We start from the raw sequence: 16,269 nt of genomic DNA, 5'->3' as shown, positions 1-16,269 counted from the left end.
GCTGCATGGACAAGGTGATCTGGCATGAGGGCATGCTGTTACGCCCTCAGCATTTTCAACAGCATGACCGCTTTCTGCAAAACGAGCTCAACCAACGCTCGCTGTTTGCCCGTCGCCATGGCTGGGGCTTTTTTCAGCGCCAGCTGGACATGCAGTATCTGCAGATGGGCAAAGTCGTACTGAACGCCGCCTCGGGCATACTCCCCGACGGCACCCTGTTTGATCTGCAGGACAACGATGAACCGCTGGCCCTGGATGTGCCTGCCGATGCCACCGACAGTCTGGTGTGTCTGGCGCTGCCGTTGCAGGCGGGCAATACCGTGGAAGCCCGGCGCGCCGAGCAACAGGATGTGGTGGCCCGCTACGTGGGCTACAGCCGTGACGTCACCGACTCCAATGCCGGTGAGCATGGCCAGACCCAGGTGATGTGTGGCCGCAAGGGTTTTCGGCTGATGCTGGAGCAGGATATTCAGGCCAACTGGGCCAGCCTGCCGGTGTGCCGCCTGCTCGATCTCAGCCCCGACGGCGTGGTCAGCCTGGAGCGCGACTATCAGCCCACCGTGCTAGACATTCACCACTCCGAGCTGCTCAGCGGCTATTTGCGGGAAGTGATCAGCATGCTCAGCCACCGGGGTGATCAGCTGGCCCAACGCATCAGCAGCGCCCGCCAGCTGGGCGGCAGCGAAATGGGTGATTTTCTGATGCTGCAGTTGATTAACCGCAACGAGCCCCGCCTGCGCCACCTGCTGGCGGAGCCTCAGGTACACCCGGAGCAGCTTTTCCTGGAACTACTCAGTCTGAACGGCGAGCTGGCCACCTACAACGGTGAGCTGCGCCGTCCCGGCAAGGAGCACGGCTACCGGCATCAGGATCTGCTGGGCTGTTTTCGTCCGCTGATGCAGGACATTCGCCAGTTACTAAGCCAGGTGCTGGAGCAGCACGCCATTGAACTGGAACTGCAGGAGCGCAAATACGGCATTCAGGTGGCGCCGCTGCACGACCACGGCCTGCTGGAGAATGCCGGCTTTATTCTGGCCGCCCGCGCCGACTGCGACCCCGACGAACTCCGCCGCACCCTGCCCAACCAGCTCAAGGTGGGCCCGGTGGAACGCATACGCCAACTGGTAAACCTGCACCTGCCGGGTATTCGCCTGCGTTCACTGCCGGTGGCTCCGCGCCAGCTGCCCTATCACACCGGCACCGCCTATTTCGCCCTCAACCTGACCCCGGAAGACAAGGCGCTGCTGGAAAGCTCCGGCGGCTTTGCCTTTCATACCTCCGGCCAGTTCAGCGGACTGGAGCTTAACTTCTGGGCCATAAGGAACAGCTGAGATGAGTCAACCCCCGTTTGAAGATCGCACCGTACTGGTGAGCCACTCCTCCCGGAATACGCGGGAAGTGTCGCTGACCGAGGAAACCCTGGGCCAGCGCCCCAACTATGCCCAGCTGGAAGACCGCATGGTGTTTGCCGCCCGCATTCGCCCCGAGCTGGAACTGCGGGTAGGCGTGAATCCGCTGGTGGAGGCGGCCTCTGTGTTACTGCTGCACCAGGCTCGCCTGAGCCAGGAGCCGCGCCATCAGGACCTGCCCTCACTGAAGGAAAACCTGAGCGGCGACATCAAGACCTTTGAATACCTGGCGCTGTCGCGGGGCTGTGACAACGCCGAGGTGATTGCCGGGCGCTATGTGCTGTGCACCGTGCTTGACGAGGCCGTGGCCACCACCCCCTGGGGCGAAGAAGGCGAATGGTCCCGCTACAGCCTGCTGAGCAGTTTTCACAACGAAACCTATGGCGGTGAAAAGGTGTTTCAGCTGGTCGACAAGCTCTCCGCCAACCCGGCCCGCCATCTGAACCTGCTGGAGCTCATCTACCTGTGCCTGAGCCTGGGCTTTGAGGGCAAATACCGGTTACTGCCGCGGGGCACCCTGGAGCTGGAAGCCATACGCGACAGCCTTTATCGCCAGATCCGCCAGCTTCGGGGCGATGTAAAAAAAGAGCTGTCCCCCAACTGGCAGGGCATCAGCAAGGGCCGCCCTTCACTGGTATCACGGGTACCGGTATGGAGCCTGATGGTGATGGCAGTGCTGTGCCTGGCCGTGGTTTACAACGGCTTTAACTGGGTACTGAGCAGCCAGACCAATGATATTGCCACCTTATACAGCCCGCTGGCCCGGCCAGCGGTTGCACAACAGCTTGTGACAGAAGGACTCGAGACCCCATGAACGCCCGGTTAGATGCTATTCGCAACACCCTTGGCCAACGCTGGTGCTGGTCACTGCTGCTGACCCTGGCGCTGATCCTGCTGGTTTGGCTGGTTGGTCCCATGGTGGCCATTAACGAGCATAAAATTCTGGCCGGCACCGGCAGCCGCATTTTGGTCAGCAGCTGCCTGTTGCTGATATGGGGGCTGACTCTGCTGTTGCTGCAACGCCGGGATCAGCAGCGCCAGCTCAGTGATGAACAGCGCGAAGATCAGCATCAGGAACAACAACTGAAAAAGCAGGTAAAAGACGAACTGGGGGTGATAAAGGATCGCATGCAGCAGGCATTGCAGGTGATCCGCAGCTCCAGCCTGTATGGCAAGCGCGGCGACCGGTTTCGCTATGAGCTGCCCTGGTACCTGCTGCTGGGCGCCACCGGCAGTGGCAAGACCTCATTGCTGGAGCACTCCGGTGTGGAGTTTCCGGTAAATGAACACAAGGACAGCCTGACTCACGACATTGGCCACACCCGCTATTGTGACTGGTATTTTGCCAACCATGCCGTGCTGATAGACAGCGCCGGCCGCTTTACCGAGCAATCGGGCAGTGGCCCCGATGCCGATATCTGGCAGGGCTTTTTGCGCCAGCTGAAACTGCGCCGGCGCCGGCGGCCGCTCAACGGTGTGCTGCTCACCCTGGATCTGGATCAGCTGCTGCAGGACAGCGAAGCGGACCTGGAACGCTATGCCCGTACCATTCGTGAACGCATGCAGGAGCTGCACGGCAAGCTGACCATTGGCCTGCCGGTGTATCTGGTGCTGACCAAAACCGACCGCCTGCCCGGCTTTCGTGAGTTTTTCGACGCCCTCAGCCGGGAAGAGCGGGATCAGGTGATGGGCGTAACCTTTAAGGAAAACACCGACGGCACTCAGGCCAGCGTACTCAAACAGGAGTTTGAAGAGCTGCTGCGCCGGCTCAACAGCCAGGTGCTGCAACGCGTGCACCAGGAGCGGGACGTGACCCGCCGGGGCCAGCTGCTGGAGTTTCCCATGCAGCTGGCGGGCATGGGCGAACGCCTGGCGCTGTTTGTGGAGCTGGCCTTTGGCAAGACCCGCTATCACAGCGCCAGTCAGTTGAGGGGGGTCTATTTCACCAGTGCTCCCGAGCTGGCGCCCAACCTGGATAACGACACAGCGTCCATTGGCCGCAACCTGGGCCTGCCCCGTCATCTGCTGCCTGCCACCGGCGAAAACCGGGGCATGTTTATTCGCCGGCTGCTGGAAGAAGTGATCTTTCCCGAGGCGGAACTGGCCGGTCTCGACAAGCGCTATGAGCAAAAACTGAAGTGGCGCAACCGGCTGGCTTATGCCGCCGCCCTGGGAGTGCTGATGCTGGGCGGCGGCCTCTGGGCCAAGAGCTTTTTGTATAACACCGACCGGCAGCATGAGCTGGCCGCCCGGCTTGAGCAGGGCCATGATATTCAGCGTCAGCTGCCGGGCAATGCCGGTCTGGCGGAAACCGCGCCCCTGCTGAACATTCTGCGTGACGCCACTCACGTGTATCCCGCAGATGAAGCGGTATCCTGGGTGGAGCAGCTGGGCCTGTATCAGGGCAAGGCACTAAACCGAATGAGCCGGCAAGTTTATGATCAGCAACTGCGTGAGCAACTATTGCCCCGCATTCGGCGCCAGCTCGAAGAGCAGATTGCCGGTAACCTGGATAACCGCAACTTTCTCAGCAATGCCCTGCGCGCCTATCTGATGCTGAACCTGCAGCGCCACCTTGATCCGGATTTTCTCAAGGAATGGATGGGCATGGACTGGTCTTACCGCTACAGTGGCCTGGGCCAGTTGCAGCAGCAACTGACCGGACATTTTGACCACCTGCTGACCATTGGTTTTGAGCCGGTAAAACTCGATAAACAGCTGCTTGTCAGCGCCCGTAACGAGCTACGTACCGAGCCCACTGCCGAGCTGGTGTATCGCCTGCTGCAGGAAGACAAGTCGCTGGTGAAAGTGGCCGACTTTACCTTTGCCTCCGTGCTGACCAGCTACCCCCGGGTGTTTGATTACGACGACTACCGCATTCCCGGCCTGTATACCCGCGAGGGTTACCAGCGGGTGTTTCTGACCCAGGGTATTGGCCTGGTCAAGGACATTGTCGACAACAACTGGGTACTGGGAGATTCCACCGAGCTGAGCGAGTTTGAAATTCGCCGCATCTATGGCGAAGTGGAAAGCATGTATTTTCGGGATTATACCGAACACTGGAACACCGCCCTTAACCAATTGCAGATAAAACCCAGCGCCACCCTGGCCGAGGCCAGCGCCCAGCTGCAGGCCATGACCTCGGGCTCACGCCCCTTGCTGGAAGTGCTGCAGGCGCTGCGCAATAACTCGTTGCTGATGGACAACCTGGACAACTCCGCCCGGGTCGCCGGCGAGCTGACCGGCAAGCTGGCCAAAGGCACCGATGCCCAGATGCGCAATCTGGTGGCCAGCGGTGTGGAGTCGGCCCTGGCCGAAGCCGGCACCAACAGTGCCCGTCAGGCCCTGGCACGCCAGTTCCACGAGTTGAATGTACTGCTGCCCGATGGCGAAACCCCGGCGCCGGCGCTGCAAAATGCCATGGACGCCCTGTTTGCGGTGCAGAGCCGGTTTAATGCCGTGGCCAACGCGCCCGATCCGGGCCAGGCTGCCTACAAGCTGGCCCGCCAGCGCATGAGTGGTGACGTGGACGAGCTGGGCCGATTGCGCCAGGCCATGGAAACCCTGCCCTCCCCCGCCAGCCACTGGCTGCTGCAGGTGGCGGACCAGGGCTGGTATTTAATACTGGCCAGCAGCCATGATTACATTCAGCAGCAATATGCCGCCGAGCTCTGGCGCCCCTACCGCAATGCCATTGCCGGTCGCTACCCCTTTGGCCGGGAGGCGGAGCAGGAAGTGGCACTGGGCGATTTCAATGCCTTCTTTGGCAAGGGCGGCAGTGTAGACAACTTTTATCACAGCGTGCTGCGCCCCTTTGTGAGCGGCAGCCGTGGCCGGCTCTATGCCCGTCAGGTTGACGGCCAGGGTCTGCCGTTCTCCGGCGCGTTTTTGCGCCAGATGTCCCGCGCCTACGCCATTCAGCGGGCGTTTTTCTCGGAAAACGACAGCCAGGCCCAGCTGCAGTTCAAGCTGGAGCCACTGGCGCTGTCTTCCAGCCTGTTGAAATCCGAGCTCAAACTTGATGGCAACAGCCTGGTGTACGAACACGGCCCCATTCTTGGCAAGCAGTTCAGCTGGCCCGGTACCGCCAGCCGCAACCTGGCCAGCATTGCCCTGCACAACCTGGCCGGCAGTCATGTGCTGAGCCGCCAGAGCACCGGCACCTGGAGCCTGTTCCGGCTGCTGGATGAATTTCAGGTGGAAACCCAGAGCGGCAGCAACGTGCTCAAGGCCAGTCTGAACAAGGAAGGTCTCACCGCCCAGTATCTGATTGCCAGCCGGCACAGCCCCAACCCGCTGAACCGGCAAACCCTGATCGCCTTTGGTCTGCCGGCAAACCTATGACCCGGCACCTCAACTGGCATTCTGCCGCCTGCACTCATGGCGGCAAAATCAGGGACTGCAATGAAGATGCCTATTTCAACCACAGCCCGGCCGGGCTGTGGGCGGTGGCCGACGGCCTGGGGGGGTATCGGAACGGCGACCTTGCCAGCCGCATGGTGGTGGAGTCACTTACCGGGCAGGCCGAGGCCACGAGTGACCCCGCTACCAGCCTGGAGCAGCGCCAGTTGGCGTTGCATAGAGCCCTGGAACGGGTAAACCGTCACCTGGGGTGTGAAAAAACCCTGCATGGCAGCCAGGCCATTGGCAGCACGGTGGCCGCCCTGTTGCTGAGCCCGCAGGGCAACGCCGCCTGCCTGTGGGCCGGTGACAGCCGTTGCTATTTGCTGCGCCGGCGGCGGCTGTATCAGATTACCCGTGATCACAGCCTGGTGCAGCGGCTGATTGAGCAACGGCGGATCAGCCGCCGCCAGGCGGTGGGCCACCCTCAAAGCCATGTGCTGACCAGGGCCATTGGCGGCGCGCCCGAATTGGCACTGGAAACCGTGGAGCTGGAGCTGGAACGGGGCGACCGCTTGTTGCTGTGCACCGATGGCCTGTACCGGGATTTAAGCGAAGAGCAAATGGTGGCCGGGCTGTGCCTGGACACGCCGGGGGCGGCGGTTACTCACCTGGCCACCGAGGTGCTGCGCGGCCCGGCCACCGATAACCTGACGGCGCTGGCCGTTTTTGTGAGCTGAGCATGACGCAATCACAGCTTTCACCCGTAACCGCCCATCCCGGCCCTGGCCTCGCCCCCACCGTGCTGGCAAAGCGCTACCTGCTGCACCGCATACTGGGTGTGGGCGGCATGGGAGTAGTGTACAAGGCCCGGGATCTGCTGCTGGAATCGATGGGAGAGCCCCACCCCTGGGTGGCGCTGAAAACCCTGAGCCGGGACATGCGCGAGTACGAGGGTGCCGACGCCCTGCTGTTGGGTGAATACCGGCTGGGCATGCGCCTGCGCCACGGCAACGTGGTAAAAAACCTGCATTTTGATCTTTGCCCCCAGCACCGTTACGGCTTTTTTACTCAGGAGCTGATTGCCGGCGAAACCCTGGAAGAGCGGCTGCTGCAGGGCCCGCCGCCTTCCCCTGAGTTACGCCTGAAATGGGCCCGCCAGCTGGTGGCCGCCCTGCAGCACTGCCAGCAGCAGGGCGTGATCCATGCCGATCTCAAACCCGCCAACCTGCTGATTGACCACCATGACGATCTGCTGCTGTTCGACTTTGGCATTGGCCGGCTGAGTGACGGTAGCGACGGGGCCTTTCGGCTGAACCGTGAGCAGCTGGACGCCTGGAGTTATCGCTATGCCGCTCCCGAGCTGTTTTATGGTGCTTTGCCTTCGGTTGACACCGATGGGTTTTCCCTCGCCTGTGTGTTGCACCAGCTGCTGAGCCTGCAGCACCCGTTTGGCCAGCGCACCTCCCGATGCCTGGCAGAGCGGCCATGGCGACCCGAGCCGCCCACTCGCCACCGCCGCCTTAACCGGGCACTGCTGGCGGGGCTGCAGGTATTGCCCGACGAACGCCAGGTTCATTTGAACGAACTGGCACAGCGACTGGCGGAGCTTGCCGCCGCCCCGGACAAGTGGCTGCGTGCATGATTTTCAGTGAGAACATGCACAAATGTCTGAAAACCCTGCACTTTTCTCTTGGGAAAAACTCAGGACAACGCTAAACCACTGAATAATAAGAATTTATCTTTCTGGCACAGACCTTGTATATAAATGAGTACCGGATACGTCCGGACTTATCATTTTTACCAACACAAACACGAGGATAAACACAATGCCAACTCCGGCTTATATGACCATCGAAGGTGAAAAACAGGGCCTGATCACCGCCGGTACCTTTACCGAAGACTCCGTGGGCAACATCTACCAGGAAGGCCACGAAGACGAAGTGCTGGTGCAGGGCTTTGAGCACCAGGTGGTACTGCCCCGCGACGTGCAGTCCGGCCAGCCCACCGGCCAGCGCGTGCACAAGCCGGTGAAAATCACCAAGGTGTTCGACAAGGCGTCACCGCTTATCTACAACGCCCTGACCGCCGGTGAGCGCCTGCCCACCGTGACCATCAAGTGGTACCGCACCTCCGCCACCGGCAGCCAGGAGCACTATTTCACCACCGAGCTGACCGACGCCATCATCGTCGACGTGCAGGCGCAAATGCCCAACTGTCAGGATCCGTCCCAGGCCCACTTTACCCACCTGGAAGACGTGTACATGACCTATCGTGCCATCAGCTGGACCCATGAAGTGTCCGGCACCTCCGGCTCCGACGACTGGCGTTCGCCCGTGTCTGCCTGATGCCAGTGCCCGGGCATTGGCCCGGGTATATTACCGAAGGTTTACGCCTGCTTATGCCGTTATTCCGGCCCATGAGCAGCCTTAAACCTTTTGTGTTTTACAGCCGGGAGGACAGCAAAACATGGCGAAGATTGCGCGATTGGGAGATGCGACATCCCAGGGCGGTAGCGTGCTCGAAGGAGACCAGACCGTGATGCACGGCGGCAAGCCGGTGGCACGGGTGGGCATGCTGGCCAGCTGCCCCAAATGCCAAAAGGGCCAGGGCCCCATTGTGCCCGTGGCACCGCGCACCGTGCAGCTGCCCGGTGGCCTCGTGGCCCTGGCCGGTGATCAGGTGGCCTGCGGCTGCCCGCCCGGCAGCCATGTGCTGGTGCCGGTGCAGGGCGACACCAATGCCGCGGGCTGACCCGGGTTTGGCGTCAGCCTCTGACGCGCCCTGCCCCGCACGCGCCTCATGTGAGACCACTCTTTTTCCCTGCCATGTAGAATGTCCCTTGGCGAGCCATCGCCCATAACAAAAAACAACGAGCACGATATTCATGAACACAAGCTGGCAAACGCCCGGTGCCAACGCGCACCAGGCCTGGCTGCACCTGGGGGAGCTGGGGGCGCAGTCCGTTTACGAGTGGCAGGGCGATGACGCCCTCAGCCGCTGTTTTTCGCTCTCGGTCACCCTGGTGTGCAGTTCGCCGCTGCCGCCCCTGGGCACCCTGCTGCAACAACCCGCCACCCTGGCGTTGCACAGCCCCAAAGGCACCCAGCGCCATGTGCATGGCCTGGTGTTTGACCTCACCGAGCTGGACCGCAGCCCCCGCCATGTGCGCTACCGGCTCACCCTGGTACCGCCGCTGGCGCTGCTTGACCTGCGCCGGGGCGTGCGCATCTTTCAGGACCAGACCGTGCCCGAGCTGGTGGAGCGCCTGCTCTCCGAGGCCGGCCTCAGTGCCGACACCCGGGAGTGGCGGCTGAACCGCGACTACGCCTCCCGTGACTACTGCGTGCAATATAACGAAACCGAGCTGGCCTTTATTGAGCGCCTGCTGGGCGAGGAAGGCATTCACTACCACTTTGTGCACAAAGCCGAAGACACCCTGCTGGTGCTGGCCGACGGCCCCGAAGGCCTGGACCTGCTGCCGGCGTTGCCGTTCAAGGCCGGCACCGGCATGGCTCACGACACCCATGCCATTACCCGCTTCACCGCCGGCCCCGGGGTACGTACCGGCAAGGTGAGCCTGCGGGACTACGACTTCACCCGCCCGGCGCTGCCACTGCAGCCCCACAGCCAGCACCTGCCCGGGCCCGAGCACGCCGACGAGCAACCGCTGGAAGACTACCGCTGGCCCGGCACCTTTCTCAGCCAGACCCGGGGCCAGCAACTCACCGACCTGAGCCTGGCCCGTCACCGCCATGACCAGATGACAGTGACCGGCGAGAGCGACAGCCCGCAGCTGATGGCCGGCCACTACCAGCCCCTGGAAGACCACCCCAACCCCGAGCACAACCAGCTGTGGCTGATGACCGAGCTCAGCTACCACGGCAAACAACCCCAGGTGCTGGGCGAGCTGACCGACGGCCGGAGTGAATTTCACTGTGAATTTACTGCCCTGCCCGAGGCCAGTGTATATCGGCCCCCGTGCCCACCCAAACCCCGGGTGCCCGGCCAGCAAAGCGCCATGGTCACCGGCCCGAAAGGCGAAGAGATTTACTGTGATGAATACGGCCGGGTAAAAGTGCAGTTTTACTGGGACCGCGAAGGCCGGGGCGATGAAAACACCAGCACCTGGCTCAGGGTAAGTCAGGGCTGGGCCGGCAACGGCTACGGCCAGTTCATGCTGCCCAGAGTGGGCATGGAAGTGCTGGTGAGCTTTATTAACGGTGACCCGGACCGGCCCATTATTACCGGCTGTTTGTATAACGGGGCCAACCGGGTGCCCTATGCGCTGCCCGAGCACAAAACCCGCTCCACCTTTAAAACCGCCTCCAGCCCCGGCAGCAACAACGCCAACGAGCTGCGCTTTGAAGACAAGGCCGGCCAGGAGCAGATTTACCTGCATGCCGCCAACGACTACGACCAGCTCATTGACCACAACAAAAAGACCGAGGTGCTCAACGACCGGCACACCGACACTCACGGCCACCACTACGGCCGCACGCGGGGCGACCACCACCACACGGTGAACGGCACTCACCACAGCCGCACCGACGGCGACCGCCACGAGCAGGTGGGCGGCAGCCGCCACACCGAGCTGGGCAGCCAGGAGCTGCTGAAAGCCGGCAAAGAAATACACCTCTCCTCCGGCCACAAGGTAGTGCTGGACGCCGGTGCCGAGCTCACTCTCAAGGCCGGCGGCAGCATGATAAAACTGGATCCGTCCGGCATTACCCTGCTCGGCCCGAATATCAAGATGAATTCCGGTGGCAGCCCGGGTAAGGGAACAGGAGCGGCTGCGCTCCCCCCCCAGAAACCACTTCCAACCGAAAATATAAAACCAGGGAAGGTTCCCGTCGGAGCATCTGCCTTTGCACCGGCAACCTCCACTGGGCATGCCACCAGAAAAACAGAAATTATCGTGGATGTTCTGGGCGGTGGGGAGCCTGCTGCACAGGTGCGCTTGCTTAAAGGGAAAACATCATGATTACCGACCTTAAACAACTCAATGATGAAAGTATTGAACACGGCAAGCGCAGACGGGTTGAATATGAAAACCATGAAGGGGGCGAACTGGCTCTCACCATTCCCAAACGGGAAGGCGGTGAGATTAAAATCACCCTGCTTGAGCATGCACAGATCACCGATGAGCAGTATGACGATTATCAGCTGAATACGCTGCTGCGTCTTCGTCCGCTGGCCGAGATGCCACCGAATGAACAATATGGCTCAGCTGGCATCGGCATACTGCGCAAAGGATACCTTTATGTATTCTTTCATGGCCGTTTGTGGCGTGAGCTGGAGGTTGATGAACATGGCCGCATGAGCGACGTAGACCTTGACCATTATCGTCAGTGCAGGGCCGATGAGCAAAATGACAGACCCTCATCGGGCGTCTGGCTCAAGGATATTTTGGTACCTGTCATGCTGCAGGGCCACGGTGTTATGCATGATGTGCGAGTCGGGTTCAGTGAAATAGCCTGGAGCTGGGCATATATTACCTGGCTGGAGCTGAACCCGGCCAAGCTGGAACAACGCGTTCAGTCTGTTGGCCATGCCAGTGCCGTGGTTTATAGCGACGAACTGCGTTTTGACACCGGTTTCCCGGCTCAAAAAGTATCAACCCTGCCTGAACTGCGTGCCCGTGAGCCGGCAGCCGAGCTGATGCTGGAAAATCCGTCAGAGCAATTCACTCTTGATTACACTAGCCCGGCAGCAAGCTCATTATGCGGAAAGCTCCGCAGCAAGTGGCAATTTATTGCCGATAATGCCGCCAACGCCAAATCTATAGATGGGGCTCAGGAAGCAAATCAGGAAGAGCTGGTTTCACTGACCCAAATGCTGGAACATCAGGTTGAAGCCGGTACCGATACCCTGGCAACACTTAAAACCCAAACCGGCGTGGCAGCGGTCAAAATAGCTGATCCTTTGTTTGTGTTACGCCATACGCTAACGCAAATCAGGCTGAGTTTTCATTATCTCGATGCCATAGAAACTTCCCTTTCTTACAAGCCCCTGGCTCATTCCGCCATGCTTCTGCGCCAAAGCCTGTTTGATCGCTCCGTAGCCAAAGAAAGTGAGCATCAGGAAATGCTTATGCAGTTAAGGCAGGCGCTGGACAGAAAAAAACTCGATGACGTACTGGAGAACGAGGAACGCCGCCAGACCCTGGATCACATTAAAATACAGATCAACAAGCTGAGATCCTTGCTGGACAGCGGTGCGTTTGAAGCAACTTTGCGCGATTACGCCAGCCACCACCATCTGGGCGTTATCGAATCCTTTTCCCTTGCAGGGGCCTTGCTTCATACCCTGAAGCAGGTTCCCGAGACGGTCCGCAAGCATGGTTTTGATGACAATCTGGGTACTGGGGCCATCCTCACCGGTATTTTCAAAAACGCCGCCTTGATGGCGTTCTGGTCTCCTGAAGACGCCGAAGAACTTATGCAACAGGATCTGCCACCAAAAGGTGAAATAGAGCCAAACGATGGCAGTGGCCGGTTTAGGCCTAATTTTATTCGCTCGCTGGTAGAAAGCGGCGCCAGCCTCGATGAAAAAGCACTGGCGGCCCTGCAAATGGAGGGGCTGGCACTGCTCGCCAAACAGGAGTCAGTAAGTCAGGGTGGCGATGATTCTGTACAGAAAACCGGCAAGGTAAGCAGCCTGATAAAAGCAGCCATTGAGGGCTGGAGTGGTGCCATTTTGGCCAGCGTTCAGTCACTGGAAAAAGAAGGAATGATTACCCGGGTTGAACTACATCGCCTGTTCTCATGCCTTGGTGCCAGTTTAAAACACGTCTATCAGGAATTTTCCGGCTTGCGCCTGCTGGCCAGAGACAGGGTCAGCCTGCAACAATATTCCATTATTGGCGTTCACGGTGATGGCCTGCGCTACGGTATGACCGATGCGGAGCTGGCAAGCAATCATTTAACAAAAAAAACTGACTTCCTTGTAGGCGACATACTGGAAGAGCACAACGGCACCACCAAGACAGCCGCATCGAGCAGCCCCACCACCATGCATCAGGCAGACGCCGGCCCCGTTATTAAAACATCCGGCTCTCACAGTGTATTTGTCATTCCGCCCGACCATAAGATGGCAAAAAAGTTAACGGCAACCAAAATCGATCTGGCTAACAATATTAATATCCGCATAAACAGTGAAGGGATTAGCAAGGTATTTTTGGGATTTGCAGTTTATAACTTAAATAGTGAAATAAAATCATTCAAGGAAAAGTGGAGCAATGATAAATCATACGCACTACAAGGAATCAAGTTAATAAATGCAGCTATAGATTCTATGGCTGCATCAATGAAGCTGACAGAAGTCATACTTGGCAACGACCACAAGTTTATTAAATATGGAATTCAGAGGCCCTTATTCACAGTAGAGAGAACGCCGCTGATTGGCAAACGGCTGGCTGCGGTAGGCGGCAATACTCTGGTAAAAACCGCAGCTCTAGTTAACTTCGCTGCAGGTAGTATTGGCGTAGGTATCAGCGCCTATGAAGTAGTTAACAGCCTTGATAATGCCGACTACGACGCTGCCTTTGCTCACTCTGTAGCCCTGGCCGGCGGCGTGGTGTTTTTAAGTTCTCCGCTGCTGGCCACCTGCCTGGCCATTCCCGGCTGGGGCTGGGCCGTACTGGGCATGGGGCTTATCCTGGGCGGAGGGGTATGGGCTGCATTTGCAACAGATGGTCCTCTTGAAAAGCATCTTAAACTGGGGCCACTGGGCATATCGCCAGATGCAAGCGAAGTACCGAATACAGACAATGACTACTACCCCCAACTGCTTAGTCTGATGTCACCTTTTACCATTAATGCCTGCCGTGTAGCCGAAGCGCCGGCGAATAACGACAAACTCCAGGCCTGGTTGCAGAATGCCAATCATCAACCCGACGATATGATGATCACCCTGAGCTCACCGCTCATCAGTCAGTTCCCCAGCTGGAAATCCAATGGTCTCACCATCACCGCCCAGGAGCTGAAATACAGCACCCTGGAAGCCTCGGGCACCCGGGCAAGCTTTCTTAGCGAGCAAACACCTTTGGTTAACCTCAAAAGCTCGGGCTTTTTACCGGAAGACAATGCCATTCGCTTTGTGGTGGGCAAGCAGCTAAAAGGCGGAACGCACACCACTGCGTATTACCGGGAGACCTATCATCTCAGGCTAAGGGTATGTATTCAGGCTCGTATAAAATCCGAACTGGGTGAGCATGTATTCCCTCAGCCTCTGAACAAAAAGGATCTGCCTTACAATCCGGATAAACACGCATCGGCACCGGCCAAAAAAACGCGAACCTATCACCCTGCGCCTAACGAGCAGGCACCTTTCTGGTTTATCAAGGAAATTGACGTATGACCATTCAGCAATATCAGGGCAACGCCATTCCCCCGCTGCCCGCTGCTCCCAAAAGCCGCCATCGGTCCATGCAAACGCTGATGGGCTTTGGGGATTATGCCGCTCTGGATCCAAACACCATGCAGCAGGAAGATGCCAGCTCGGTACAATATGCCGAAACCCAGGACAAGGAGTTCTATAAAAAGGACTGGTGGTGGGATCACCAGCGCATACGATTTTTAAATGATGGCGGTATGATAAAACTGATGTTATTTATCATCCCTGGACTTATTTGGCTTTCATTTAATGCCTTATCCCTCCTTTCAACAAATTTACTCTTAGAAAACTATGAATTACCTGCTGACCTCGTCGTTTTCATCCTCATCATTTTCTCTTTCATATGGTTAGCATTAGCGATAGTTTCCTTCCCATTAATATTCAATGGTTTTTTCAAGGTCTGTGAAGTACTTTCCAAACCATTTCATAAACAGGTGGAAGCCGGTCTGGATCGGGCACTGGAGAAAAAGTGCAGTGAGTTCAATCGGACAGATGGCATGGTGCGGCTGGCGGTATCCGCCAAAGAGAAATTTGAAGCGCCCTTTATCGAGTTTGATCCCTACATTGAAAGCGTGGTGCAAAGCGGCGGTGTCTATTACCGGCTGATGCTGGTGCACCGCTACACCGGCAAGACCTTCACCAAAATCAACCTCACCGGCCTGAGTGCCACGCAACACGAGATCTTTGCCCTGTGGGACATGCTGCAACGCTTTATGGACGTCACCCAGCCCCTGCCCGATATGCCCAGACTGGAGCCTTTCCGGCATCTGGATCCGCTCACCGCCGAGCACGACCGCAACACCGGCCGCCATCCCCGCTTCTGGCGCGATCTGGATCTTAAAGCCTGGAGCGATAATGAAGGCGCAAAGCGGGCCAAAGCCCAGCGAGCCTTTGAGTGGAACAAGCTGAAATGCCAGCTCACGCCCCAGCTTGGCAGAATCAGTATGGAAGAGTATCAGACAGGTAAAGCCAACACAGCAACCTGTGAGTCCGGCCCTGTATGACTGGGATAAAACCATGACTTAAACGCCTCATGAAAAATACTAATAAAACAATGTATTCAGCCTTTAACAGCACAAATCTGCCGGACTTGCCGCCGGCATCAACAGAGCACCAAAACCGCCTTTACAGCGCTCTGAATATTCCTCTGTTCTGGGGAAACTACACAAATCTGGACTCGGCAACCGAGCTGGAGCTGGATTTTGAAATGGAACGGGATCTTACCGAGGAAGAAAAAGAATCAACCCGACACATCAACACGTTGCGCTGGAACTTTGAAATTAATAACAGATGGTCACATCTTATATTTATCACTAAAATAATGAGTTCATTTTCAGTTCCTATATTCATATCTCTAGAATTTACATCCAACCTAGATGAAATTATATTCTCAAGTTTTCTCGTTATATTTTCAGCATTTGCATCACTTGTGCTGGTTATGACCCAAAAGCCACAGTACTATATAATCTTTTTATCATTTGCTTTTCTTTCTAATGCTGGCATTTTAGCCTGGCAACAACAAACCCTGTGGGGCTTTTGGCAGGGCTATCCCTTTTTTATTACCGGTTGTATTTTATTTTTCCTGGCGGTGATAGGCTGTGATTTATTATTATTTCTGCATGCTTATTTTTACCAACACGACGGCAGTCAGTTTAACCGCCGTACCGGCATGGTGCACCTGGCCGGCAAGCGCTGGCGCAAACCTTTTGTGGCCCCCTTTTACGAGTTCGATCCGGTGATGCAGGTGCAGGTCATGCCCCATGGCCAGCGCGATTATGTGCTCTGGCTTTATCACCGTTACACAGATAAAAAGGTGTGTCTGGCCAACCGGATACACAGCCTGGGATTGGACCAAAACAACCTGCGCGCCTTCTGGGATACCCTGCAACGCTATATGGACGTCAGCCAGCCGTTGCCGGACTTGCCCGTGCTGGAGCCCTGCCGCCAGCAGGATCCGATAACTGCTACTTATGATAAGGCACAGGACCGCCCGCCCCGCTACTGGCGCGACATGAGCGAACGACACTTTAAGCAGGAGGTATTGCCCCGACTGCGGGAACAACTGCGCAACGCCAGCTGGCCCAGCGGCCCCGGCCTGATTGCCGCGCATACCGATCCTGCC

The 16,269-nt window shown here is 58.0% G+C and carries 11 protein-coding genes; all 11 read left to right on the top strand.

Going from position 1 to position 16,269, the window contains the following annotated elements; translation table 11 throughout:
* The first annotated feature begins 5 nt into the window (after nucleotides 1-5).
* The gene (tssK, locus tag Q9290_RS05295) at nucleotides 6-1,331 is read left to right on the top strand and encodes a type VI secretion system baseplate subunit TssK (protein ID WP_306078597.1); all 1,326 of its coding nucleotides are present in this window, start codon (nucleotides 6-8) and stop codon (nucleotides 1,329-1,331) included.
* A gap of 1 nt (nucleotide 1,332) precedes the next feature.
* Nucleotides 1,333-2,223, top strand: coding sequence for a type IVB secretion system protein IcmH/DotU (gene icmH / locus Q9290_RS05290; RefSeq protein ID WP_306078596.1), 891 nt, complete (start codon nucleotides 1,333-1,335; stop codon nucleotides 2,221-2,223).
* Nucleotides 2,220-5,753 carry a type VI secretion system membrane subunit TssM gene (tssM, locus tag Q9290_RS05285; RefSeq protein WP_306078595.1) on the top strand — a complete coding sequence of 1,178 codons (3,534 nt, stop codon included), beginning with the start codon at nucleotides 2,220-2,222 and terminating at the stop codon, nucleotides 5,751-5,753. Before icmH ends, tssM begins: the two co-directional genes overlap by 4 nt.
* Complete coding sequence (locus Q9290_RS05280; protein WP_306078594.1) at nucleotides 5,750-6,490, top strand: PP2C family protein-serine/threonine phosphatase; 741 nt, start codon at nucleotides 5,750-5,752, stop codon at nucleotides 6,488-6,490. The genes tssM and Q9290_RS05280 overlap by 4 nt, the downstream gene beginning before the upstream one ends.
* Nucleotides 6,491-6,492: 2 nt before the next feature.
* Nucleotides 6,493-7,395: a serine/threonine-protein kinase gene (locus Q9290_RS05275; protein WP_306078593.1), complete on the top strand. Its 903-nt coding sequence runs from the start codon at nucleotides 6,493-6,495 to the stop codon at nucleotides 7,393-7,395.
* A 184-nt stretch (nucleotides 7,396-7,579) separates the two neighbouring features.
* On the top strand, nucleotides 7,580-8,098 hold the full coding sequence (locus Q9290_RS05270; RefSeq protein WP_306078592.1) for an Hcp family type VI secretion system effector: 519 nt from the start codon (nucleotides 7,580-7,582) through the stop codon (nucleotides 8,096-8,098).
* A gap of 121 nt (nucleotides 8,099-8,219) precedes the next feature.
* Nucleotides 8,220-8,504, top strand: a complete 285-nt coding sequence (locus Q9290_RS05265; RefSeq protein WP_306078591.1) for a PAAR domain-containing protein — start codon at nucleotides 8,220-8,222, stop codon at nucleotides 8,502-8,504.
* 133 nt (nucleotides 8,505-8,637) lie between these two features.
* Complete coding sequence (locus Q9290_RS05260) at nucleotides 8,638-10,734, top strand: type VI secretion system Vgr family protein (protein WP_306078590.1); 2,097 nt, start codon at nucleotides 8,638-8,640, stop codon at nucleotides 10,732-10,734.
* The gene (locus Q9290_RS05255; protein WP_306078589.1) at nucleotides 10,731-14,111 is read left to right on the top strand and encodes a toxin VasX; all 3,381 of its coding nucleotides are present in this window, start codon (nucleotides 10,731-10,733) and stop codon (nucleotides 14,109-14,111) included. The genes Q9290_RS05260 and Q9290_RS05255 overlap by 4 nt, the downstream gene beginning before the upstream one ends.
* On the top strand, nucleotides 14,108-15,151 hold the full coding sequence (locus tag Q9290_RS05250) for a hypothetical protein (protein ID WP_306078588.1): 1,044 nt from the start codon (nucleotides 14,108-14,110) through the stop codon (nucleotides 15,149-15,151). The genes Q9290_RS05255 and Q9290_RS05250 overlap by 4 nt, the downstream gene beginning before the upstream one ends.
* Before the next feature lie 29 nt (nucleotides 15,152-15,180).
* The coding region (locus Q9290_RS05245) for a hypothetical protein (RefSeq protein WP_306078587.1) at nucleotides 15,181-16,269 on the top strand (1,089 nt) is incomplete at its 3' end.

Origin of the sequence: Oceanimonas aquatica, from assembly GCF_030732065.1 — a bacterium.
Taxonomy (GTDB): Bacteria; Pseudomonadota; Gammaproteobacteria; order Enterobacterales; family Aeromonadaceae; genus Oceanimonas.
The sequence above is the reverse complement of the archived record's forward strand: the minus strand, read 5'-3'. Positions and strand labels throughout refer to the sequence as shown.

What these genes read in the sequence shown, in the direction of transcription:
- Q9290_RS05265 (WP_306078591.1), top strand. Translation starts at nt 8,220, where the DNA reads ATGGCGAAGATTGCGCGATTGGGAGATGCGACATCCCAGGGCGGTAGC.
- Q9290_RS05280 (WP_306078594.1), top strand. Translation starts at nt 5,750, where the DNA reads ATGACCCGGCACCTCAACTGGCATTCTGCCGCCTGCACTCATGGCGGC.
- Q9290_RS05270 (WP_306078592.1), top strand. Translation starts at nt 7,580, where the DNA reads ATGCCAACTCCGGCTTATATGACCATCGAAGGTGAAAAACAGGGCCTG.
- tssM (WP_306078595.1), top strand. Translation starts at nt 2,220, where the DNA reads ATGAACGCCCGGTTAGATGCTATTCGCAACACCCTTGGCCAACGCTGG.
- Q9290_RS05250 (WP_306078588.1), top strand. Translation starts at nt 14,108, where the DNA reads ATGACCATTCAGCAATATCAGGGCAACGCCATTCCCCCGCTGCCCGCT.
- icmH (WP_306078596.1), top strand. Translation starts at nt 1,333, where the DNA reads ATGAGTCAACCCCCGTTTGAAGATCGCACCGTACTGGTGAGCCACTCC.
- Q9290_RS05275 (WP_306078593.1), top strand. Translation starts at nt 6,493, where the DNA reads ATGACGCAATCACAGCTTTCACCCGTAACCGCCCATCCCGGCCCTGGC.
- Q9290_RS05260 (WP_306078590.1), top strand. Translation starts at nt 8,638, where the DNA reads ATGAACACAAGCTGGCAAACGCCCGGTGCCAACGCGCACCAGGCCTGG.
- tssK (WP_306078597.1), top strand. Translation starts at nt 6, where the DNA reads ATGGACAAGGTGATCTGGCATGAGGGCATGCTGTTACGCCCTCAGCAT.
- Q9290_RS05255 (WP_306078589.1), top strand. Translation starts at nt 10,731, where the DNA reads ATGATTACCGACCTTAAACAACTCAATGATGAAAGTATTGAACACGGC.